18 protein-coding genes, 3 tRNA genes and 2 pseudogenes are annotated in these 20234 nt (G+C 72.5%); 5 read left to right on the top strand and 18 right to left on the bottom strand.

Features of this window, described 5'->3' with window-relative positions; translation table 11 throughout:
• Positions 1 to 13: 13 nt before the first annotated feature.
• Complete coding sequence (locus ACGRHY_RS12595) at positions 14 to 745, bottom strand: NAD(P)-dependent oxidoreductase (protein WP_394635434.1); 732 nt, start codon at positions 743 to 745, stop codon at positions 14 to 16.
• Between the two features lie 102 nt (positions 746 to 847).
• Between ACGRHY_RS12595 and ACGRHY_RS12590 the strand changes: the two genes are divergently transcribed.
• A complete protein-coding gene (locus ACGRHY_RS12590) occupies positions 848 to 1531 on the top strand; it encodes a TetR/AcrR family transcriptional regulator (protein WP_394635433.1) in 684 nt (227 codons plus the stop codon).
• Positions 1532 to 1562: 31 nt separating this feature from the next.
• Here ACGRHY_RS12590 and ACGRHY_RS12585 read toward each other — a convergent pair.
• The 4 genes and pseudogenes from ACGRHY_RS12585 to ACGRHY_RS12570 form a co-directional block, all read right to left on the bottom strand.
• Positions 1563 to 2161, bottom strand: a pseudogene (locus ACGRHY_RS12585) (transposase); the annotation flags it as partial.
• A 200-nt stretch (positions 2162 to 2361) separates the two neighbouring features.
• Positions 2362 to 3093: a dienelactone hydrolase family protein gene (locus tag ACGRHY_RS12580; RefSeq protein WP_394635432.1), complete on the bottom strand. Its 732-nt coding sequence runs from the start codon at positions 3091 to 3093 to the stop codon at positions 2362 to 2364.
• Between the two features lie 198 nt (positions 3094 to 3291).
• Positions 3292 to 7005: a PAS domain-containing protein gene (locus tag ACGRHY_RS12575; RefSeq protein WP_394635431.1), complete on the bottom strand. Its 3714-nt coding sequence runs from the start codon at positions 7003 to 7005 to the stop codon at positions 3292 to 3294.
• Between the two features lie 220 nt (positions 7006 to 7225).
• On the bottom strand, positions 7226 to 7759 hold the full coding sequence (locus ACGRHY_RS12570; RefSeq protein WP_394635430.1) for an SSI family serine proteinase inhibitor: 534 nt from the start codon (positions 7757 to 7759) through the stop codon (positions 7226 to 7228).
• Positions 7760 to 8003: 244 nt separating this feature from the next.
• Between ACGRHY_RS12570 and ACGRHY_RS12565 the strand changes: the two genes are divergently transcribed.
• Both ACGRHY_RS12565 and ACGRHY_RS12560 read left to right on the top strand, forming a co-directional pair.
• Positions 8004 to 8094, top strand: a tRNA-Ser gene (locus ACGRHY_RS12565).
• A 218-nt stretch (positions 8095 to 8312) separates the two neighbouring features.
• Positions 8313 to 8385 (top strand) — tRNA-Arg (locus tag ACGRHY_RS12560).
• Between the two features lie 134 nt (positions 8386 to 8519).
• On the opposite strand, the gene ACGRHY_RS12555 is transcribed toward ACGRHY_RS12560, so the two are convergent.
• From ACGRHY_RS12555 to ACGRHY_RS12545, 3 genes and pseudogenes are all read right to left on the bottom strand, one after another.
• Positions 8520 to 9104 (bottom strand): chloramphenicol phosphotransferase CPT family protein, encoded by a 585-nt coding sequence (locus ACGRHY_RS12555; RefSeq protein WP_394635429.1) that lies wholly within the window; start codon positions 9102 to 9104, stop codon positions 8520 to 8522.
• A gap of 69 nt (positions 9105 to 9173) precedes the next feature.
• Positions 9174 to 10766 (bottom strand): annotated as a pseudogene (locus ACGRHY_RS12550) (MFS transporter); the annotation flags it as partial.
• A gap of 244 nt (positions 10767 to 11010) precedes the next feature.
• Positions 11011 to 11511, bottom strand: coding sequence for a MarR family winged helix-turn-helix transcriptional regulator (locus tag ACGRHY_RS12545; RefSeq protein ID WP_394635428.1), 501 nt, complete (start codon positions 11509 to 11511; stop codon positions 11011 to 11013).
• A 213-nt stretch (positions 11512 to 11724) separates the two neighbouring features.
• On the opposite strand from ACGRHY_RS12545, the gene ACGRHY_RS12540 reads away from it, so the two are divergent.
• A complete protein-coding gene (locus ACGRHY_RS12540; RefSeq protein WP_394635427.1) occupies positions 11725 to 11931 on the top strand; it encodes a hypothetical protein in 207 nt (68 codons plus the stop codon).
• A 139-nt stretch (positions 11932 to 12070) separates the two neighbouring features.
• Here the strand turns inward: ACGRHY_RS12540 and ACGRHY_RS12535 are convergent, their stop codons facing one another.
• The 7 genes from ACGRHY_RS12535 to ACGRHY_RS12505 form a co-directional block, all read right to left on the bottom strand.
• Positions 12071 to 12922 carry an RNA polymerase sigma factor SigF gene (locus ACGRHY_RS12535; RefSeq protein WP_394635426.1) on the bottom strand — a complete coding sequence of 284 codons (852 nt, stop codon included), beginning with the start codon at positions 12920 to 12922 and terminating at the stop codon, positions 12071 to 12073.
• A 202-nt stretch (positions 12923 to 13124) separates the two neighbouring features.
• Positions 13125 to 13991, bottom strand: coding sequence for an RNA polymerase sigma factor SigF (locus ACGRHY_RS12530; protein WP_394635425.1), 867 nt, complete (start codon positions 13989 to 13991; stop codon positions 13125 to 13127).
• Positions 13992 to 14134: 143 nt separating this feature from the next.
• Complete coding sequence (locus tag ACGRHY_RS12525; protein WP_394635424.1) at positions 14135 to 14329, bottom strand: hypothetical protein; 195 nt, start codon at positions 14327 to 14329, stop codon at positions 14135 to 14137.
• Between the two features lie 205 nt (positions 14330 to 14534).
• A tRNA-Ser gene (locus ACGRHY_RS12520) sits at positions 14535 to 14621 on the bottom strand.
• Positions 14622 to 14631: 10 nt separating this feature from the next.
• On the bottom strand, positions 14632 to 15165 hold the full coding sequence (gene tadA / locus ACGRHY_RS12515; protein WP_394638026.1) for a tRNA adenosine(34) deaminase TadA: 534 nt from the start codon (positions 15163 to 15165) through the stop codon (positions 14632 to 14634).
• 252 nt (positions 15166 to 15417) lie between these two features.
• Positions 15418 to 15969, bottom strand: coding sequence for a tRNA adenosine deaminase-associated protein (locus ACGRHY_RS12510; protein WP_394635423.1), 552 nt, complete (start codon positions 15967 to 15969; stop codon positions 15418 to 15420).
• Positions 15970 to 16098: 129 nt separating this feature from the next.
• Positions 16099 to 16404, bottom strand: a complete 306-nt coding sequence (locus ACGRHY_RS12505) for a hypothetical protein (RefSeq protein WP_394635422.1) — start codon at positions 16402 to 16404, stop codon at positions 16099 to 16101.
• A 95-nt stretch (positions 16405 to 16499) separates the two neighbouring features.
• Between ACGRHY_RS12505 and upp the strand changes: the two genes are divergently transcribed.
• A complete protein-coding gene (upp, locus tag ACGRHY_RS12500; protein ID WP_394635421.1) occupies positions 16500 to 17135 on the top strand; it encodes a uracil phosphoribosyltransferase in 636 nt (211 codons plus the stop codon).
• Positions 17136 to 17153: 18 nt separating this feature from the next.
• Here the strand turns inward: upp and ACGRHY_RS12495 are convergent, their stop codons facing one another.
• From ACGRHY_RS12495 to ACGRHY_RS12485, 3 genes are all read right to left on the bottom strand, one after another.
• Entirely contained in the window at positions 17154 to 17900 is a 747-nt protein-coding gene (locus ACGRHY_RS12495) for a LytR C-terminal domain-containing protein (RefSeq protein WP_394635420.1), read from the bottom strand.
• A 108-nt stretch (positions 17901 to 18008) separates the two neighbouring features.
• Complete coding sequence (locus tag ACGRHY_RS12490) at positions 18009 to 18305, bottom strand: type II toxin-antitoxin system VapB family antitoxin (RefSeq protein WP_031508611.1); 297 nt, start codon at positions 18303 to 18305, stop codon at positions 18009 to 18011.
• Between the two features lie 252 nt (positions 18306 to 18557).
• Positions 18558 to 20129: a M28 family metallopeptidase gene (locus ACGRHY_RS12485; RefSeq protein ID WP_394635419.1), complete on the bottom strand. Its 1572-nt coding sequence runs from the start codon at positions 20127 to 20129 to the stop codon at positions 18558 to 18560.
• Positions 20130 to 20234: the final 105 nt, after the last annotated feature.

Genomic DNA, 20234 nt, shown 5'->3' with positions numbered 1-20234 from the left:
GGCCGGGGCCGGTTCAACCGGGCGTGTTCGCGCGGCCCCCGGCGCGGCCCCCGGCGTGGGCGAGGGCGCTGGGGGTGAGGCGGCCGACGATCGCCGGGGCCTCCCGCACGAGCGTGTCGTCGGTGAGCGCCTCCACCATGAACAGCGCGAAGTCCACCCGGCGCGTCATATCGCTGGCCAGCACCGGGTCGCCCACGTGCCGGCTCCACACGGGCAGGCCCTGGCTCTCGCCCTCCTCCAGGCTGCTGCCGCGCACCACGGTCCACCGGGCGCCGCTGGCGAACACCCGGCGGCACGCCTCCACCTGGTCGTCGATCTCGACGTAGCGCACGAGCTTGCCCAGCCAGGCGGCGACCCGGACACCCAGCCTGAACATGGGCGAGTACCTGTCCTTGCCGTCGCGCGTGATGTGCCAGCCGCAGGAGAAGACCAGGCGCGCGCCCGGCCGCGCGTGGTCGAGCACCGCCTGCGCCGTGCCCGACGCGTACTGCCGCACACCCCAGGGCACCAGCACCGTCAGCACCCCGTCGCATCCGGCGACCGCCCGCCGGATCACCTCCCGGTCGTCGGTGTCTCCGGGGACGACGGTCATCCGGCCCTCGAACTCGGCCAGTTTCGGCACACTGCGCTCCCGGCACACGCCCACCACCTCGTAGCCGCGCTCCAGCGCGTGCCGGACCATGTACTGCCCGAGCTTCCCCGAAGCTCCGACGATGCAGACCTTCTTCACCTGATCCGTCTCCATGGCTCAGCCCTTCCGCCGGAGTCTGTGGAGTTTCCACCTTACGTTGTAAGATACGCTAGCCTTACGTCGTAAGGTGGTCAAGCGGAGCGAGAGGAGAGGCGGATGCGCGAGGCGGGAAAGGTCCGGCGCGGGGCGCCGGCGCGCACCCCGCTCAGCCGGGAGCGCGTGATCCGCGCGGCGGTCGCGGTGGCGGACGAGAAGGGGTCGGCCGCGCTCACCATGCGGGCCATCGCCGAGCCGCTGGGCGTCGAGGCGATGTCGATCTACCACCACGTGTCGGGCAAGGACGACGTCCTCGACGGCATGGTGGACGCGGTGTTCGGCGAGATCGAACTGCCGCTACGCGACACGGACTGGAAGGATTCCATGCGCCGGCGCGCGGTCTCCGCCCGCGCCGTCCTCCTGCGCCACCCGTGGGCCGTCGGCCTGATGGACTCCCGCTCCCGGCCCGGCCCGGCCACCCTGCGCCACCACGACGCCGTCATCGGAGCCCTGCGCGCCGGAGGCTTCTCCGTCCGGATGGCCGCGCACGCCGTCTCACTGATCGACAGCTACCTGTACGGCTTCGTGCTCCAGGAGCTGAGCCTGCCGTTCACCGGCGCGGCCGAGCAGGACGAGGTCGCGGGCGCCATCCTGCGCGAGATGCCCGCCGACGAGTACCCCCACCTCGCCGAACTGGCCGCCGAGCACGTCCTCAAACCCGGCTACGACTACGCCGAGGAGTTCGCCTTCGGCCTTGCCCTCATCCTCGACGGCCTCCGGCCGGACGAGACCGCGGGCACCTGACCGGCGTCTGGCCGACGTGCCCGGTGCCGTGTCAGGCAACGTTCGCCCTGTCGACGACGGCGCGTAGGCGCTGGTCGCCGGCGTGCTTGTTCCGCCAGATGATGTAGCGGCGGATCATGCTGCCCTGCTCCTTGTGACCGGCATGGTCGGTGCCGTCGAGGGTGAAGTGGCGCAGTGCGGTGAACTGGGCCTCGACGCGGTTCAGCCGGGAGGAGTTCGTCGGCGTGTAGGCGAACTCGACGTTGTTCGCCTCGGCCCAGCCCGCGACCCGGCGGCAGCGCTTGGTGGTCAGGTGCGGGGAGAAGTCGTCCCACACGATCGCCAGGCGGACGTCGGCCGGGCAGAGACTGCGCGGGTAGCGGCAGAACTCCAGGAACCTCGTGCGGTTCTCGGTCGGCCTGGTATGACCGTAGAGCCGGGCCTTGCTCAGGTCCAAGGCGGCGAACAGGTGTCTCACCCCGTGCGGGCGGGTGTGGGGCGCCCGCCGTCGGGGCCTGACCCCCGGTCGTGGTCCTTGTGCCGGCCGCCGCGCCCGGCCCACTGCCGCCCGGGGCGGGGCCGGAGGTTGGGCGGCCCGGACTCGTCCAGGCAGAACACCACCTCCGGCTCACCGTCCTCGGGTATGACCTGCGCGGACAGCAGCACCGTCCGTGCCCGCCGCCAGGTCACCACAGAACCGGTACTCCGGCGGACGATCCGCAGTAGGCGCCGCCCTCGCCACCGTCGATCTCCCGACCCCGAACTCTGTCGGCCGAGCCGGCCAGTGTTCGCTGAACGCGCCGGTCGGGAACGGATCCCGATCGGCGCGTCGCGGACTGGCGCAGGCAGTGTCAGCCGAGGTGCCGGGCGAAGAACCGCAGCGTGCTGTCCAGTTCGAATGCCGGGATCTCCCCGTGCTTCCCGGGGTTGGCATGCAGGGTCTTCTCGGCCGAGCCCAAGGCGTCGAACAGCGCCAAGCCCTGCGCCCGCGGCACTCGCTCATCGTCCCACTGCACCAGGAACTCCACCGGGACAGTGATCCGTGCGGCGACATCGGCTGATGCCAGTGCCCCGCCCAGACCCAGTACCGCTGCGCGGACCCGGGGTTCGGCGGCAACGAACGGAACGCCGAGTCCGCACCCCAACGACACACCCCAATAGCCCACCGGGCCGGCGCCGACATGCTCAAGTTGCCGGACCGCGTCCAGGACCGCCTGCCATTCCGGGACGGTCCGGCGGGCTACGAGCGCCTGGAAACCAGCGATCAGCGGAGCCAGCTCCTCTCCGGCGTCCACGCGAGCCCGGTTCTCGGTCGCGATCCGGTCGTACTCCTCATCCTTCGGCCGATCACCGTGGCCGGGCACGTCGACCGCCGCCACCGCAAAACCACACTCGACCACCAAGCGGCGCGCACGGGCCACGATGCCGGGGGCCTTCTTGTGCTGACCGCCTCCGTGCCCCATCAGGATGAGGGGACGAGTACCGACGGCACCTTCTGGCGTCCACAGCACGCCGGGAATCTCACCAAGAGCAAAGAGCTGTTCGCAGACGCCGCCGCACGACGTCGCAGAGCTGAAGCGCATAGCGTTTCAAGCCTTTCGGGATGCCTTCTGCGGGCACTCCCTGGACCATGCGAAGGAGGGAGTCCCGACCTGTCGAAGCGTTGATCGGTCTCACCTCCTCGGTTCGCAGCAGCGCACGGCGGCGCCGAACGTATCACAACGGGCTTCACCCGTGTCCGGGCAAGGATGCCTCCAGCGCGAACGTTGCCTGACGCGGCACTAGTTGGCGCCTATCTTCGCCAGCAGGTCCACGATGCGCGCCTGCACCTCCGGGTTCGTGGACCTCTCCGCGAGGAAGAGGACCGTCTCGCCGGAGGCCAGGCCGGGCAGCTCCGCCTCGTCGATGGAGGCGGAGGTGTAGACGACGAACGGCGTTCGGTTGAGCATGCCGTTCACCCGCAGCCAGTCGATGATCCCGGCACGGCGGCGGCGCACCTGCATCAGGTCCATCACCACCAGGTTCGGCCGGATCTGCGCCGCGAGCTGCACCGCCTCCGCGTCCGAGGGGGCGTGCGCGGTCTGCATGCCGCGCCGCCCCAGCGTCGCGGCCATGGCCTCCGCGATGGCCGCGTGCTCCTCCACCAGCAGCACCCGCGGCGGGTGCTGCTCGCTGTCGCGCGGCGCGAGGGCCTTGAGGAGTACGGCCGGGTCCGCGCCGTACGCCGCCTCGCGCGAGGCCAGCCCCAGCCCGGCCGTCACCAGCACCGGAACCTCGGCGGCGACGGCCGCCTGGCGCAGGGACTGCAGGGCGGTACGGGTGATGGGGCCGGTCAGCGGGTCCACGAAGAGGGCCGCCGGGTACGCCGCGATCTGGGCGTCCACCTCCTCGCGGGAGTGGACGATGACGGGGCGGTAGCCGCGGTCGGTCAGGGCCTGCTGGGTTGAGACGTCCGGTTCGGGCCACACCAGCAGCCGCCGGGGGTTGTCCAGGGGCTCGGGCGGCAGCTCGTCGTCGGCCGGCAGCGGCACCTGGCCGCTGCCGCCGGTGACCTCCACGGCGCCGCCCGGACCGTCCAGATGCTCCGGCCCCTCCGCCCCGGCCTCGGGCGCGCCGATGGCGAATTCACGCCCGCCCTGGGAGTGCTGGGCCGGCGGGTACTGGGGATGGGCCTGCGGCGGTGCGGCGGCGACGGCCGCGGCAGCCGCCTCGGCGGCGCGCTCCTTCTCCACCGGCGGAGCCGCGAGCTTGCGGCGGCGGCCCTGACCGGCGCTGGTCTGCGCTGGCGTGGAGGTGGGGCCGGGAGCGGGCGCCTGGGCCGGAGGCCGCGGCGCGGGGGGTGTGGGTGGCGTGGTCGACGCGGGGAGTGTGGAGGGCGCGGGCTGCTGGACCGCCTGCCGACCGGTGTGCTGCTCACCCGCCTGCCGGGCGAAGGGCACGCCCTGGCCGAGGGTGCGCACGCTGACGCCGGAGGTCTGCTCCGACGCCGCCGCCTCGCTGCCCGGCATCGGCAGCGCACGCCGCCGGGGCGCCGCCTCGGGCGGCACCGTACCGCCCAGGATGGGGCTGGCCGCGACCACGGTGAGGTCGGCCTGGGCCTGCTGCTCGTCGCCGTCCGCGCCGCCGTGCTCGGGGTGCTGGGCGTGCTCGGGGTGCTGGGCGGGGGTGTGCTGTTCGGGCCCGGGAGCCTGCGGCCCGGCAGCGTCGGGAGCCGGCTGCGGCGTCTCCTCGGGCGGCGGTACGCGGCGGCGCCGGCCGGTCGGCCGGTCCTCCTGGACGGCCGCGGCCTCGGGCTGCTGAGCGGGCTGTGTCCGTACGGGCTGGGGCTCTCCCGCCCGGGACAGCCCGGACTGTGGCTGTACGGGCTGCAATTGCGGCTGCGCGGGCTGCTGCTCGGGTTGAGCAGCCGGGGGCGATGCCGGAGCCGGGGTCGGACCGGGCGGCAGCGCGAACGCCGCGCGCCCCGGAGCCTGTGCGGGAGCGGCCGGGGCAGGCGCCTCGGACCCGGCGACGGGCCGGCGGGCACGCCGGCCCGTGCTCTGCTGGGGGAACCGGGACGGCGCGGACGCGTCCGCGCCGCTCGCGGAAGGCTGCTGTGCGGACGGCAGCGCATGCTCACCGCTGTCGCCGGTGCCCCCGGTGTCCTCCGCGTGTTCGCCGCCCTGGGCCAGCGCGCGCCGCGCCCGGCGGCGTCCGCCGCCGGGCGGCACCGCCCCGGCACCGCTGCCGTCGTCCGGCGCGGCGGTCTCCGCCCGGTCCTGTGAGCCGGGTGGCAGGGCGATCGCCCCGCCGCCGGCGGCCTCCGCCGCGCCCGCCGCGCCCGCCGCGTGTGCGGCGGCCGTGCCGCGCACCGGCTGCGACGGCACGGGCATCACCGTCGTCTCGCCCCCGCCCCGGGCGGCCTGCGTGTCCAGGGAGCCCTGCGTGTCCTCCGCCTCCGGCCCCTGCTCTGCCCGCTCCTCCCGGGCGCCCTGCTTCCGGGTGCCCTGCTTCCGCCGGGCCGCCGCCTTCGCCGGGTCGGGGGAGCCGACCGGAACCTCCAGCACATAGGCGCTGCCGTCCCCGGCGCCGGGCACCCGGTGGGTCTGGAGCACACCGCCGTGCCGCCGCACGATCCCGCGCACCAGCGGCTCGTGCACCGGGCTGCCGCCGCCGTACGGGCCGCGCACCTCGATGCGCACCACGTCCCCGCGCCGCGCCGCCGCGACCACGATCGTCGAGTCGCCGGAGGCGGGGCCCTGCGCGTTGCCGGTCGCGTCCACGCCGGCCACGTCCGCGACCAGGTGGGCCAGCGCCTGCGCCAGCCGCGCCGGGTCCACCTCCACCTCGATCGGCGGGGCGTGCACCGCGAACTGCGCGCGCCCGGGCCCGATCAGTTCGATCGCGCCCTCGACACCGGCCGAGACCACCTCGTCCAGCGACACCGTCTCGCGCGCGAGCCGCTCGGCGCCCGCGTCCAGCCGCTGGTAGCCCAGTACGTTGTCCACGAGCGTGGTCATACGCGCGTAGCCGGCGGCCAGATAGTGCAGCGTCTGGTTCGCCTCCGGCCACAGATGCCCGGCCGGATCGGCCGCCAGCCCGCCCAGTTCGCCGCGGAGCTGCTCCAGCGGCCCGCGCAGTCCGTTCTCCAGTACGGCCAGGAGCTGTTCGTGGCGTGCGGCGAGGGCGTCGTGGGCGGTGCGGTCGGTGAAGGCGAGCACAGCGCCGACGAGCTGGTCGCCGTCGCGCACCGGCGCGGTCGTCATGTCGACCGGCACCGCGCGCCCGCCCTTGGTCCACAGCACCTGCCCGCGCACCCGGTGCTTGCGCCCGGAGCGCAGGCTGTCGGCGAGCGGTGTCTCCTCCCACGGGAGCTGGCTGCCGTCGGGACGCGAGTGGTGGGCGAGCGGGTGGAGCTTCTGCCCGCCCAGCTCACCGGCCCGGTAGCCGAGGATCTGCGCGGCGGCCGGGTTGACCAGGACGACCCGGCCCTCGGTGTCCACACCCACCACGCCCTCGGCGGCGGCGCGCAGGATCATCTCGGTCTGGCGCTGCTGCCGGGCCAGCTCGGCCTCGGTGTCGACGGTGCCGGTGAGGTCGCGGACGACGAGCATGAGCAGCTCGTCGCCGGTGTAGCTGTTGCCGTGGTCGGCGAAGGCGGCCTCGAAGGACGACTCGTAGGGGGTGCGCCCGTCCTCCAGGTTGGCGCTGGTCACCTCGACCATGAACTGCGTTCCGTCGGTGCGCCGCGCGACCATCCGTGTCGGCTTGGTGCGGGGCTGGGGGGCGTCGTCGGGGCGGCGCATCGAGCCGGGGATGAGCTTGGAGTCGAAGTCCGGGAGCAGGTCGAGCAGTCCGCGCCCGACCAGGGCCGTGCCCGGCGACTCGAAGACCTCCAGGGCGATGCTGTTGGCGTTGACGACCGTGCCGTTGCAGTTCACCAACAGCAACGCGTCCGGCAGTGCGTCGAGTATGGCTGCGAGGCGAGCAGCGCCTCGGGACGGCCTGCTGCTCACGACGACGCATCCTCCCTGCTGACCAGCTGGTGCACCGTGGCAGCGCCGGAACCGGGCCGGGGACCGGGCCGGGACTGAACCGGGACCGGATCGGTGCGCCGCTCTCCCGCGCGTGCCACTGGAGGGGAAGTCTACGGCCAGCAGCGGCGGAAGCGACGGCGGATGCGTGGGGAGGGCGGGGAGAACGCGGGCCCGGGGCCGGGCCGGCGTATGACGTCCGTCACTTCGACGGTTCCTCCGAAAGCTCCTCCGGGCCGGGGAGGGCGGGCACGAGGGCGTTCCAGCGGGCGATCTCGCAGCCGTCCGTACGCCGGAACGAGGCGTCCACCCGCTGTCCGCGCCACACCCCGGTGATGCGGGCGGTGGCCGGACCGCCGTGGATCTGGGCGCACATCGCGTCCGCGGGGACGGGCCGCCAGGGGTCGCGCGGCCCCTGGGAGGCCCGGTCGACGGCGTCGCAGGCGGCGAGGGCGTCGGGGTGGCTGCCGCCGGCGGGGTGGCAGTCGAGGGTGTGCGTCCGCCGGGTCGGCGCCCCGCCCCCGCGCACCCCGCGCGGCGCCGTGTGCGGTGCCGCGACGCCGTCCGGGGAGGTGGCGACGGTGATGGTGAGCTGGTCCTGCCGGGCGGACGGCATGACGGGTTCGGGCATGGGCAGGGGCATGGGCGCGGGCCAGGGGCGGGCGGAGGCGGGGGTGAGTACGGTGGCGAGTACGGCGGCCCCGGCGAGGACTGCGGCGGTACGGCGGCGCGGCATGGCGGCTCCCGGAAGGTGTGGTGCGGGCGGACCCGAGTGACTGCGGGTTCTTCCCTCCCCCTTCCAACGCGCCACCGCGCACGCCGTTGCGCACCTCCACCCGCCCGCCGCACCACCTGTGCCGCCACCAGGGGCAAAGCCCTTTGCCGGAGGACCCGCCAGCCGGGTAACGTAGGGCGCGATTGGAGACAGCCCCCGGGCTGTGCCATCATCAGCACACACGTCGCGGTGACGCGGCGCGTTGGGAGGCTTCGCCTAGTCTGGTCTATGGCGCCGCACTGCTAATGCGGTTTGGGTTTTAAAGCCCATCGAGGGTTCAAATCCCTCAGCCTCCGCTTCGATCACCACGATCACCGAAGCCCCGGCCCGCACGGCCGGGGCTTCCTCTGTTCCGGGGGGCCGCCGACAGGTCCGCGGCAGGAGCCTCGGGCGCCTCCTGCCGGGCATCGCTGCAGGTCAGGTCGTGTTGACCGAATGGATTTCACCTCTGGGCGGAGGTCATGTAATGTTGTTCCCGCAACGCCGACCGGCGAGAAAACAGCCGGGGAGCCAAGCGCTCGTAGCTTAACGGATAGAGCATCTGACTACGGATCAGAAGGTTGCAGGTTCGAATCCTGCCGAGCGCGCAGCAGGTGAGAGGCCCCGCCGGGTACGGCAGGGCCTCTCACGTATGTGCCGGAGTCGCGGTGGCACGGGCCTGCGGTAGTCCACCGGGGGGCAGTCGTTCACCTGGAACGGGGATTTGTCGTACCGCGATGTTTCACGGGAAACATTCGCCCCTGTCCAACGGGCCGGGCTGGACGTGGGTGCGCCGGAGGCGCTCGAAGGCTGTGGGGCCCGTGTGGTGCGTGAGGGCATCGCGAATCCGCTGGGCACACTCCGCCGGGCTCGCGGTCGTGGTGTCGCACTCGACGTCGTAGACGCCGTGGGCGTGTACGAGGTCCAGTTGATGTTCCGCCAGGCCGGGCGGACGGTCGCCGCGAACTCCCTCGCGTCGCCGCAACTCTTCCGGGGAGCAGTGCACACCGACGAGGAGGACGTTCCGCGGCTCGAACAGGGCGAGGCAGTCCAGCAGCCGCCACCGCTCGCTCAGGACATGGTCGACGACGATGTCGTTACCGGCCGAAGCCATACCGGCGACGGCCCGGTGGAACCCTTCCCAGGTGCGTCTGAGGACGGCCGGCAGTTCGGCCGGGTCGACGTCCCTCTTCGTCCGCATCGCGTGGAAGACGTCCACGGGCATGTGGAACCAGGGGCCGTCGAGGGTCTGGAGGAGTTCCGTGGCGATGCTCGACTTCCCGGAACTGGAAGTGCTGTTCAGGAAGACCATTCTTCCGCTGTCCATGGGGTGATCATCCCCCACAGGGCCGGGACCGCGTGTGCGGTTCCGGCCCTACGTGATGTGGGGCGGCAGGGGTCGGGCGGAGCGGCCGGGGGTGGCGGTGGCCTTTCCCGGCTGCCGCTCCTCCTTCTCGGCCTTCTCGGCCTTCTCGGCGTCGGTCTGCTCGTCGAGCCGGGTGCGCAGCGGCACCTCCTTGACGAACAGCACCAGCAGCAGCGCGATCACCGCCATCGGTGCGGCGTAGAGGTAGATGTCGGCCACGCCGTGGCCGTACGCGCTCTCGACGACCGCGCGGACCGGGCCCGGGAGGGCGTCCAGGTCCGGGATGGCACTGCCGTTTCCGCCGGTCGCGCCCTCGGGCCGGATACCCAGCTTCGTCATGCCGCCGGTGACGTAGTCGGTGATGCGGTGGGCGAGCACCGCGCCCAGGACCGAGACGCCGACCGCGCCGCCGAGGGAGCGGAAGAAGGCGAGTACGGAGCTGGCCGCGCCCAGCTCGGAGAGGGCGACCTGGTTCTGGGTGGCCAGGACGAGGTTCTGCATCATCATGCCGACGCCGGTGCCCAGCAGCGCCATGAAGATCGCGATCCGCCAGTACGGGGTGTCGTACCGCATCGTGCCCAGCAGGCCGAGCCCGGCCGCCAGCAGGACGGCACCGGCCACCAGCCAGGCCTTCCAGCGGCCGGTGCGGGTGATGACCAGGCCGGAGACGGTGGAGGAGAGGAACAGCCCGCCGATCATCGGGATGGTCAGCACGCCGGACATCGTGGGCGACTCGCCGCGGGCGAGCTGGAAGTACTGGCTGAGGAAGACGGTCGCGCCGAACATCGCGATGCCGACGAAGAGCGAGGCCAGCGCGGTGAGCGTGATCGTGCGGTTGCGGAACAGCCCCAGCGGGATGATCGGCTCGGCGGCGCGCGACTCGGTGACGACGAAGGCCAGGGTCAGCAGGAGCGCGGCGCCGACCATCGTGTACGTCTGCCAGGACAGCCAGTCGTAACTGTTTCCGGCCAGTGTCACCCATATCAGCAGCAGGGAGACGGCGGCGGTGACGAGGGAGGCGCCCAGCCAGTCGACCTTCACATTCTCCCGCTTCACCACGGGCAGGTGCAGCGTCTTCTGGAGCACGATCAGGGCGAGGACGGCGAAGGGCACGCCGACGTAGAAGCACCAGCGCCAGCCGAGCCAGGAGGCGTCGGTGATCACGCCGCCGAGCAGCGGTCCGCCGACGGTGGCGACGGCGAAGGTGGCGCCCAGGTAGCCGCTGTAGCGGCCGCGCTCACGCGGGGGGATCATCGCGGCCATGATGATCTGGGACAGCGCGGCCAGGCCGCCCGCGCCCAGCCCCTGCACCGCCCGGAAGGCGATCAGGGTGCCGGTGTCCTGGGCCAGACCGGCCCCGGCGGAGGCCAGCACGAAGATCACCAGCGACGACTGCACCAGCAGCTTCTTGCTGTAGAGGTCGGCGAGTTTGCCCCACAGCGGAGTGGAGGCGGTCATGGTCAGCAGCGCCGCCGTGACCACCCAGGTGTACGCGCTTTGGCCGCCGTCCAGGTCCGAGATGATCCGGGGAAGGGCGTTGGAGACGACAGTCGAGGACAGGACGGAGACGAACATGCCGAGCAGCAGCCCGGACAGCGCCTCCATGATCTGGCGGTGCGTCATGGGCACCTGTCCGGCGCCCGGGGTGGTACGGGCGGTGTCGCCCTGCGGCGCCTCCGAGGGTGTGGACGTTGCCATGCGCTCCTTGCTTTCCGTGTCTCTTCCGGCGTCGGGCGGCGTGTCACGGCACGCCGTAGGTCTGCGGTCCGGGCGGTCGGGTGCGGGCCCGGACGGGCCGGGCTGCTGTGCGCCCGGGCACGGTGATGCGGGTCCGGTGGTACGTGAGGTACGCGGGGTGTACGGGTGATCAGCCGTGCGCGGCGGCCGCGCCGTGCGGCGGGAGGGGGCGGGCGCCGCGGTGAGCGGTGCGGCAGCCGCAGCCGCAGTCGCCGAAGCTCGCACGCAGTCTCGCCAGCAGATCGGTGAGACGGGCCACGTCCTCATCCGGCCAGTCGCCGAGGAGGTGCGCGAGCGTCTCGCTGGTGCGGCGGTGCATCTCGGCCAGCATCCGCTCGCCGCTCCCGGCCAGTCGCAGCAGCCGTACGCGGCCGTCGAGGGGGTCGGGCCGGCGGTCGACCCAGCCGCGCTCGACGGCGTACGCGACATGGCGGCTGGTGACGGACATGTCGATGCCCATCAGATCGGCGAGCCGTGTCATCCGCATCTCGCCGTGCCGCCCCAGCAGCGTCAGTACGACCGCGGGCGCGGGCGGGCAGTCGTGCGGCAGGTTACGGGCCAGCTCGCGCCGGACGGCGCCGACGGAGCCGAGTTCCCGGGCCAGGTCCTCGTAGGGGGTGTGTGCTGCCACCCGGGTCCCTCCTCGCTGCCGCAGAGATCGTTGCTTAGTGCAAGCATATGTTCGTTGGTTGTTCCAAGCAAATGAATTCGGGCGCGAGGGGGCAAACGGTTCCCCAAGAACGGGTGTGCCCTGCTTCAAGTCCCGTGGTGGCCGCCGTGCGGGCGGAGCGGGGACGTGACCGGGGGTGACCGGTGACCGGCCTGTTCGCTAGGGTCCGGAGGCATGGCTCACAACCCTCATGCACCCCAGGGTCCGGCAGGCGGCCACGACCCGGCCGGCAGCACCCAGATGTTCCGCGCCTTCGTCGACGAGGACGGACCGCGTCCGCCCGCCGCGACCCGGTCCTCCGGCCCCAGGGTCGGCCTGATCGTGGGGATCGCCGCTGTCCTCGCGGTCATCGCCGCGGTCGTCTGGTTCGCCCTCTCCTGAGCGTTTCCGGGCGGGACGGCCTTGTGCCGAGTCGCTCCGTGGACGCGGGCGGCCGCCGGGACGGTGTCACACCGTCCCGGCGGCCGCCAGCATCCACACGCCGTTCTTCTCGCCGGCCGCCCCGCGCGGCGGCGGGCCGTCACTCCTCCGAGATCAGGCCCTCTCTGAGCTGCGCGAGCGTACGGGTCAGCAGCCGCGAGACGTGCATCTGGGAGATGCCGACCCGCTCGCCGATCTGCGACTGCGTCATGTTCCCGAAGAAGCGCAGCATGATGATCTGCCGCTCGCGCGGAGGGAGTTTGGCGAGCAGCGGCTTGAGCGACTCGCGGTACTCCACGCCCTCCAGCGCGCTGTCCTCGTACCCCAGCCGGTCCGCGAGGGAGCCCTCGCCGCCCTCCTCCTCCGGGGCGGGGGAGTCCAGGGAACTGGCCGTGTAGGCGTTGCCCACGGCCAGCCCGTCCACCACGTCCTCCTCGGACACCCCGAGGGCGGCGGCCAGTTCGGCCACCGTCGGGGAGCGGTCGAGTTTCTGCGACAGCTCGTCACCGGTCTTGGTGAGCGCCAGACGCAGCTCCTGCAGGCGCCGGGGGACGCGCACCGACCAGGAGGTGTCCCGGAAGAAGCGCTTGATCTCGCCGACGACCGTCGGCATCGCGAACGTCGGGAACTCCACGCCCCGTTCGCAGTCGAAGCGGTCGATGGCCTTGATCAGGCCGATGGTGCCGACCTGGACGATGTCCTCCATCGGCTCGTTGCGGCTGCGGAAGCGGGCCGCCGCGTACCGTACGAGCGGGAGGTTCAGCTCGATGAGGGTGTCTCGGACGTAGACGCGTTCAGGGCTGTCGGCGTCGAGCGCGGCGAGCCGCTGGAACAGGGAGCGGGAGAGGGTCCGGGTGTCGATGGCGTCGCAGTCTGAGGGAACGTACGGCGCGTCGTCGGCCTTGGTGTCGGGCTCGGCGAGCACCTTCGAGCTGCCCAGTTCTACGGACATGCCACCCCCTTGAGGTCGCGGACGGATCGCGGCGGCGCCCTCGGGTGTGAGGGAGGCACCTCCCGGTCAATACCGGCGGCGCCGTCGCGGCAAACGCACTTCTCGCAGAATGTCACAAGTCAGCAACACGACGTAGCCCCTTGTCGATAAAACTGCACAGCTCGGGATGGGGATACATCCGTACGAGTGTCCCCCGCAGGGGTTACGCGTCGATGGAGTTTGCGGCACGGAGCCGGGCGAAGCTCCGCGAAAGCAGCCGGGACACGTGCATCTGCGACACACCCAGCTCCGCGCTGATCTGCGACTGTGTCAGGTTCCGGTAGTACCGCAGCAGCAGGATCCGCTGCTCCCGCTCGGGGAGCTGGACGAGCAGGTGCCGCACCAGGTCGCGGTGCTCCACGCCGTCCAGGGCCGGGTCCTCGTAGCCGAGCCGGTCGATCAGCCCGGGCATGCCGTCCTCGCGCTCCTGGGCGGCCTCCAGGGAGGTGGCGCGGTAGGCGCGCCCGGCCTCCAGACAGGCCAGGACGTCCTCCTCGGCGATCCGCAGCCGTTCGGCGATCTCGGCGGTGGTGGGCGAGCGGCCGTGCAGCACGGTCAGGTCCTCCGTCGCGCCGCTGACCTGCACCCACAACTCGTGCAGCCGGCGCGGCACATGCACGGTGCGGACGTTGTCGCGGAAGTAGCGCCGGATCTCGCCGATGATCGTCGGCATCGCGAAGGTGGGGAACTGCACTCCCCGGCCGGGGTCGAAGCGGTCGATGGCGTTGATCAGGCCGATGGTGCCGACCTGGACGATGTCCTCCATCGGCTCGTTGCGGCTGCGGAAGCGTGCGGCGACGTAGCGGACGAGGGGGAGGTTGGCCTCGATGAGGGCCCCGCGCACCCGTTCGTGCTCGCAGGAGCCGGGCTCCAGGCCGGAGAGCCGCTCGAAGAGCATCTGCGTCAGGGCGCGGGTCTCCGCGCTCCGACGGCTGGGGGCTGCCCCCGTCGGGGTCCGCGGAAGGGTCTGCGTGGCCGCCACCGTTCGTCCAACCCCTTCACGGTTGTTCCATCCGGCAAAAGCGGTCATAGCATCACAAGGTATATGCACTGTGGGCAAGCACCGCATAACTTCGTGTTGTTGCGGTGCGCGCACGGCGGACGGCCGTCCGGGGGTCGTCTCCGGGGCGACGGGGCGGAGCTTGTGCGGACGGGCTCGTACGAGCGGCCCGTTCAGTTCACCAGTTCGGTCATGAAGGTCCCGACGCCCTTCGCGGCGCCGGAGATGCCCTCGAAGCCGATGCCGACGAGTTCGGCGGAGCGGTCGGGGGAGGTGATGATCGAGTAAAGGATGAAGACGAGGAGTATGTAGAGCACGACCTTCTTCACGTCCACGGCGCTTGCCTCTCCCCGAACATCCCCGGACATCCCGGGCGCCCCCGAACACAGGACCGCCCAAGCGGTTGCGAGAGTCTAACCGGCGGCGACCGGCGCTCCCAGGGGTTGCGCGGGCGGCGCCGTGCGGCGGGCCCGGGCGGCGGCGCAGGGGTGCGGGCGTACGGGCGCGGCCGGACCGGACGGGGGGCCGGACACGGCGAAGGGCCCCCTCGGTGAGGAGGCCCTTCGACTGCCGCGGTAGCGGTGGGATTTGAACCCACGGTGGAGTTGCCCCCACACTCGCTTTCGAGGCGAGCTCCTTCGGCCGCTCGGACACGCTACCGGGAGGAAGCCTAGCCCATGGTCGGGCGTGCGCCGAAATCGGTTCCGGGGGAAGTGCCGTTCCGGCCCTCCGCGCCCCCCGGCGAGGGGCGGCGCGCCGTACGGGAAGGGGCGCGGGAGGGCGCGCGGAAGAAGCCGGTGAGCAGTGCCCCGCACTCCCGCGCCAGCACCCCGGAGACCACCTCGGGCCGGTGGTTGAGCCGGCGGTCGCGCACGACGTCCCACAGGGAGCCCGCCGCGCCCGCCTTCTCGTCCACCGCTCCGTAGACGACCCTCTCCAGCCGGGACAGCACGATCGCGCCCGCGCACATCGTGCACGGCTCCAGCGTCACCACCAGGGTGCAGCCCGACAGCCGCCACTCGCCGGCCGCCCGGGCGGCCTCGCGGATCGCCACGACCTCCGCGTGCGCCGTGGGGTCGCCGGTCGCCTCGCGCTCGTTGCGGCCGAACCCCAGGACCGCGCCGTCCGGGCCCAGGACGACCGCGCCGACGGGCACGTCGCCGGTCCCGGGAGCCCGTACGGCCTCGGCCAGGGCACGGCGCATCGCCGCCCGCCACGGGTCACGCAGCGGGTCGGCCGCCTCGTCCGGGGAGTGCTCGGAGTCCGGGGAGCCCGGCGGAAGGGACTCCGGCGAAGGGACCCGCGGGTCCGGCGGAACACTCATGCGCCCAGTGTCCCCGCTCGCCCCGGCCCCGCGTACGGCGGGCGGGCACGGCGGAGGGACCCCGCGGGACACATGGGACACGCGGGGCCGAAGGGGCGTACGAGGGGAAAGGTGCGCCCGTGCGGGCGCCGGCTACCGGACGGCCTCCAGCATGTCCGTGCAGCCGAGCGCGTCGGCGATCTCGGTCAGCGCGTCCTCGGAGGTCAGCGAGAGCAGCGCCTTGCCGTCCATGCCGAAGTCGGCCAGCAGCCCGACATCGCCGACCGGCCCCGCCGGAGCGGCACCGGCGGCCCGTGCGGACGCTTCCCTGTCGTCCTCGTCGTCCTCCGTGTCGCCCGGCGGCTCGCCGTCCTCGGTGCCGTCGAGGTCCACGAGGAGGTCGAGATCCTCCTCACCGCCCGGTTCGCGGCCGAGGAGTTCGTCGGTGAGCAGGATCTCCCCGTAGGAGCTGCGCGCGGCCGCGGCCGCGTCCGAGACGAAGATGCGGGGATCCTCCTCGCCCTCCACCCGGACGACGCCGAACCAGACGCCCTCCTGTTCGATACAGACCAGGACCGGCTCATCGTCCTCGGCGGCCTCCCGGGCCAGGTCGGCGAGATCGGCCAGGGTCTCGACCTCGTCGAGTTCCGTGTCGCTCGCTTCCCAGCCGTCTTCGGTGCGCGCGAGCAGTGCGGCGAAGTACACCGTGACTCTCCCACTGGTTTCAGGTGCCCGAGTGCTGACGGGACCGCGCCCCGCCCAATCGGCATCGTGGCAGAAACCGGCGCTGAGCGAGAGGTCTTCGACCGTGCGTCGCGTGGGTGTTGCGCCGGACTACCAGCGAAATGTCCTCATCCGCATCGCCTGGCGCATGCGCGCGGCGCGGGCGCGGCGCGGCTGCACCCGTTCGCGCAGGGCCTTGGCCTCGTTCAGCTCGCGCAGGAAGACCGCCCGTCGGCGGCGGCGCTCCGCGTCGCTGTCCGGGGTCGCCGGGGCTGCGGAGCCACCGGCGGTCCGGGTGCCCGTGCGGCGCTTCCCGGAGCCCCGGCGGTCCCGCTGCTCCTGGCCCCGCTGGTCCTCGCGTATGAGCCCCCGACGGTCGTCGGGGGTGTCGTCGTGCTGCTGCCTCGGTCCGGTCATACGGCCCACCTCCGGTCGTACCTGTTCACTGTCCCCCGAAAAGGCGCTTGTACGCCAGTGCGAGCGGGGAAAGCGGCTCGGCTACTGTCGATGGCATGCGGATTCACGTCGTCGACCACCCGCTGGTGGCGCACAAACTCACCACGCTGCGCGACGAGCGCACCGACTCCCCGACCTTCCGGCGCCTCGCCGACGAGCTGGTGACCCTGCTCGCCTACGAGGCCACCCGGGACGTGCGCATCGAGCCGGTCGACATCAGGACCCCGGTGACGGCCACCACGGGCGTGCGGCTGTCCCATCCGCGCCCCCTGGTGGTGCCGATCCTGCGGGCCGGGCTGGGAATGCTCGACGGGATGGTGCGACTGCTGCCGACCGCCGAGGTGGGCTTCCTGGGCATGATCCGCGACGAGCGCACCCTCCAGGCGTCCACGTACGCCACCCGGATGCCCGACGACCTCTCCGGGCGCCAGGTGTACGTCCTGGACCCGATGCTGGCGACCGGCGGCACGCTGGTCGCGGCGATCCGGGAGCTGATCCGGCGCGGCGCCGACGACGTCACGGCGCTCTGCCTGCTGGCGGCGCCCGAGGGCGTGGAGCTGATGGAGCGCGAGCTGGCGGGCACGCCGGTGACGGTGGTGACCGCCTCGGTCGACGAGCGGCTCAACGAGGACGGCTACATCATCCCGGGCCTGGGCGACGCGGGCGACCGCATGTACGGGACGGCCGGCTGACCCGGCCGACGCACCCGTCTACCGGCAGTCCGAGGGAGAGGGGGAGGGGGAGGGGGAGGCGAGGGCCGCCATGGCCTCGCGCACGTCCTTCTCCTCGGCCAGGGCCTTGAACGCCTTGCCGATCACCAGGTCGACCTCTCTCTCCCCCGCGTTCTTTCCGGGGGCCCTCTCCCCGCTCCCCGCCTCTTCGGAGGCCCTGCGCTCGACCGCCCTGACCTCCGCTCCGGGCAACTGGGTGAGCAGGACGTCGAACGCGCCGTTCCCGTAAGCGGCGGGCGGGCCCATCAGCAGCCCGGCCTTCTTCACCTTCTTGTCGAGGGAGGCCGGGGCGTTGGCCACCTCGCCGATGGTGAAGCCGCGCTTCTCCAGCGCGTCCGCCGTCTTCCTGGCCAGGCCGCTGCGGGTGGTGGCGTTGTAGACGTTGACGGTGATGGCTGACGGTTTCGGCAGGGCGACGGGCGAGGCGCCGGAGTTGTTGGCGGAGCGCGCCGCGGCGGCGTTGCCGCCGTTCTTCGCGTCGCTCTTCCCGTTACCGCCGTCCGGCTCGCAGCCGCGGCCGTCAGCGGCCGCCCGCACCGTGGTGCCGCCGCCCGTGAAGGCGTCGAGGAGCTGCACCGTCCCCCAGGAGAGCACGCCGAGGGCGGCGGTCGCCGCGACCGAGGCGGCGACGATCCTGCGGCGCCTGCGCGGGCGCCGCATCCGCGGGTAGCCGTCACCCGTGATGCGGTACTTGCCGCCCATGCCGGGGGGAGTGAGCATGCTCATGGGCGCAGCGTAGTGCGGCGACGGCGTAATGCCTACTAAACGATCAATGCGCACACCGCAGTCGGCCCCGAAAGGGCCAACGGGTCCCGCACGGCGCGGCCCGGGGCGTCAGTCGAGTTCGAGCACCCGGGCGTGCAGCACCTGCCGCTGCTGGAGGGCGGCGCGCACGGCGCGGTGGAGGCCGTCCTCCAGATAGAGGTCCCCGTTCCACTTCACGACGTGCGCGAACAGATCGCCGTAGAAGGTGGAGTCCTCGGCGAGCAGGGTCTCCAGGTCGAGCTGCCCCTTGGTGGTGACGAGCTGGTCAAGACGCACCGGGCGTGGGGCGACATCCGCCCACTGGCGGGTGCTCTCCCGGCCGTGGTCGGGGTACGGCCGCCCGTTTCCGATTCGCTTGAAGATCACACGGAAAGCCTACCGGTCCGGCGGCGCGGGACGCAGCCTTCCGGCGGAGGGTCGGGGCGTGTCCCGGCCTCGGGGGGCGGGCGGTCACGGGCCGGCGCGCCGCCGGGGCACACGGCGCGTAAAGCACTGCGGGCGCCGGGGCACACGCCCCGGCGCCCGCAGTGGGGTGCCGTTACGGCCGTACGTCCGTGGGACGTCAGGCAGTCGGATCGTCGGGCCGTCGGGCCGTCGGGCCGTCGGGGCATCAGGACCTCAGGAGGTCACCTCGTGGTCGTGGTCGTGCAGACCGCCACCGCTGCCCGCGGTGCCCTTGGTGGGCTCGAAGGGTACGTCCTCCGTCAGGGAGGAGGTGTCCCAGGCGTAGGTGCCCACGGCGTTCGCGATCACGTCGACGTTGATACCGAGCGCCTTCTTGCTGACGTTGCCCATGTCGTCGCACGCCTGGTGGTAGCACTCGTCGTACGCGAGACCGGCCTCGCCGCCCCACAGGGCGGCCTCCTCCTCGCTCTTGGTGCCCTCGGCGCCGGTGAAGGTGCCGCCGGAGGGAATGCCGGCCTCGATGAACGGACCGTAGTCGGAGCGGCCGGTGAAGTCGGTGCCGCGCGGCTCCTGGCTCTGCGAGCGCATGAAGGTGTTGATCGCGTGCTCGAGCTGAGCCGAGCCCTCGGGGCCCGGGCCGGCGCCGACGCCGTCGGAGTCGTCGCCGTCGTAGACGAACAGGCCGTAGTTCGGCGAGGCGATCATGTCGAAGTTGAGGTAGAGGGCGATCTTCTCGCGCTCGGCCTCGGGCAGGCTGGTCACGTAGTGCTCGGAGCCCTGCAGGCCCACCTCCTCGGCGGACCACAGCGCGAAGCGCACCTTGTTGGTGTGCCTGCCCTTGCGGTCGGCCTCGGCGAGCTGGAGGGCGGCCTCCAGGATGCCGGCGGAGCCGGAGGCGTTGTCGTTGATGCCCGGGCCGTCGGCGACGGAGTCCAGGTGGGCGCCGAACATCACCACGTTGTCCTCGTCGCCGCCGCGGGTCTCGGCGATGACGTTGGGCGTGGAGCGGGTCTCGTGGAACTCGCGGATCTCCATGCTGACGGTGGCGGTGCCCTGGGCGGCGTCGGCCGCCAGCGCCTCGCCGGCCTCCAGGGTGATGCCGCCGGTGGGGATGCGGCCGGCCGAGGCATCGCCGAGGGTGCCGTTGAGGTCCCCCTCGGTGTTGTTGTAGATGATCGCGCCGACCGCGCCGGCGTCGGCGGCGTTCGCCTGCTTGGCGGCGAAGGTGCAGCCGCCGCGCTTGATCAGGGCGATCTTGCCGGTGAAGTCGCCGGCGGCGAAGTCGTCGGCGGTGCAGCCGGTGGTGCCGTCGGCGTCCACGGGCACGGTCGCGAGGGCGGCCTCGATGCCGCCCTCGGGGGTGCTCGCGGTGTACGTCATCAGCTTGATGGGGACATCGCGCTGAGCGGGGGTCAGGACCGACAGCTTCTCCGCGAGCGTCTCGCGGTAGACGAAGTCGAAGTTCTGGTAGGTGACCTCGTAGCCGGCGAGCTTGAGCAGGGTGCCGGCGTACTTCGCGGACCAGTCGTAGCCGGCGGAGCCGGCGGCGCGGTTGTCGTCCTGGGCGTCGGCGATCGCCTGGAACGCCCGCAGATGCCTCATGGCGCTGTCGGCGCCGGTCTTCTTGACCAGCTGCCTCGCCAGTCTCTCGCCCTGCTTGCCCGGGTCGGGCTTGGCCACGGCGGAGGTGGCGGACGCGGCGAGCAGAAGGGGGGTGGCGAGGGACGCGGCGGCGGTGGCCGCGATGATTCTGCGCTTCCTGCCTCTGGGAAGAGGTGCGTGCACGGGAGGATCCTTCCGGTGCGGACAGCTGGGACGGGCTGTTCGACGTGGGGGATTGCCTGTCCGGGTTGCGGACGTGGTGGAAGGGAAGGTAGCGACTGGAGGGCG

The organism is Streptomyces shinuiensis (assembly GCF_043660855.1).
Lineage (GTDB): Bacteria > Actinomycetota > Actinomycetes > Streptomycetales > Streptomycetaceae > Streptomyces.
Note: the sequence above shows the minus strand (reverse complement) of the source record. Positions and strands in the feature narration are given on the sequence as shown.

Coding starts and splice junctions, on each gene's coding strand:
- ACGRHY_RS12595 (WP_394635434.1), bottom strand. CDS start 745: ATGGAGACGGATCAGGTGAAGAAGGTCTGCATCGTCGGAGCTTCGGGG.
- ACGRHY_RS12590 (WP_394635433.1), top strand. CDS start 848: ATGCGCGAGGCGGGAAAGGTCCGGCGCGGGGCGCCGGCGCGCACCCCG.
- ACGRHY_RS12580 (WP_394635432.1), bottom strand. CDS start 3,093: ATGCGCTTCAGCTCTGCGACGTCGTGCGGCGGCGTCTGCGAACAGCTC.
- ACGRHY_RS12570 (WP_394635430.1), bottom strand. CDS start 7,759: ATGCCGCGCCGCCGTACCGCCGCAGTCCTCGCCGGGGCCGCCGTACTC.
- ACGRHY_RS12555 (WP_394635429.1), bottom strand. CDS start 9,104: ATGGACAGCGGAAGAATGGTCTTCCTGAACAGCACTTCCAGTTCCGGG.
- ACGRHY_RS12540 (WP_394635427.1), top strand. CDS start 11,725: ATGGCTCACAACCCTCATGCACCCCAGGGTCCGGCAGGCGGCCACGAC.
- ACGRHY_RS12535 (WP_394635426.1), bottom strand. CDS start 12,922: ATGTCCGTAGAACTGGGCAGCTCGAAGGTGCTCGCCGAGCCCGACACC.
- ACGRHY_RS12530 (WP_394635425.1), bottom strand. CDS start 13,991: ATGACCGCTTTTGCCGGATGGAACAACCGTGAAGGGGTTGGACGAACG.
- ACGRHY_RS12525 (WP_394635424.1), bottom strand. CDS start 14,329: ATGTCCGGGGATGTTCGGGGAGAGGCAAGCGCCGTGGACGTGAAGAAG.
- tadA (WP_394638026.1), bottom strand. CDS start 15,165: ATGCGCCGTGCCCTGGCCGAGGCCGTACGGGCTCCCGGGACCGGCGAC.
- ACGRHY_RS12505 (WP_394635422.1), bottom strand. CDS start 16,404: ATGACCGGACCGAGGCAGCAGCACGACGACACCCCCGACGACCGTCGG.
- upp (WP_394635421.1), top strand. CDS start 16,500: ATGCGGATTCACGTCGTCGACCACCCGCTGGTGGCGCACAAACTCACC.
- ACGRHY_RS12495 (WP_394635420.1), bottom strand. CDS start 17,900: ATGAGCATGCTCACTCCCCCCGGCATGGGCGGCAAGTACCGCATCACG.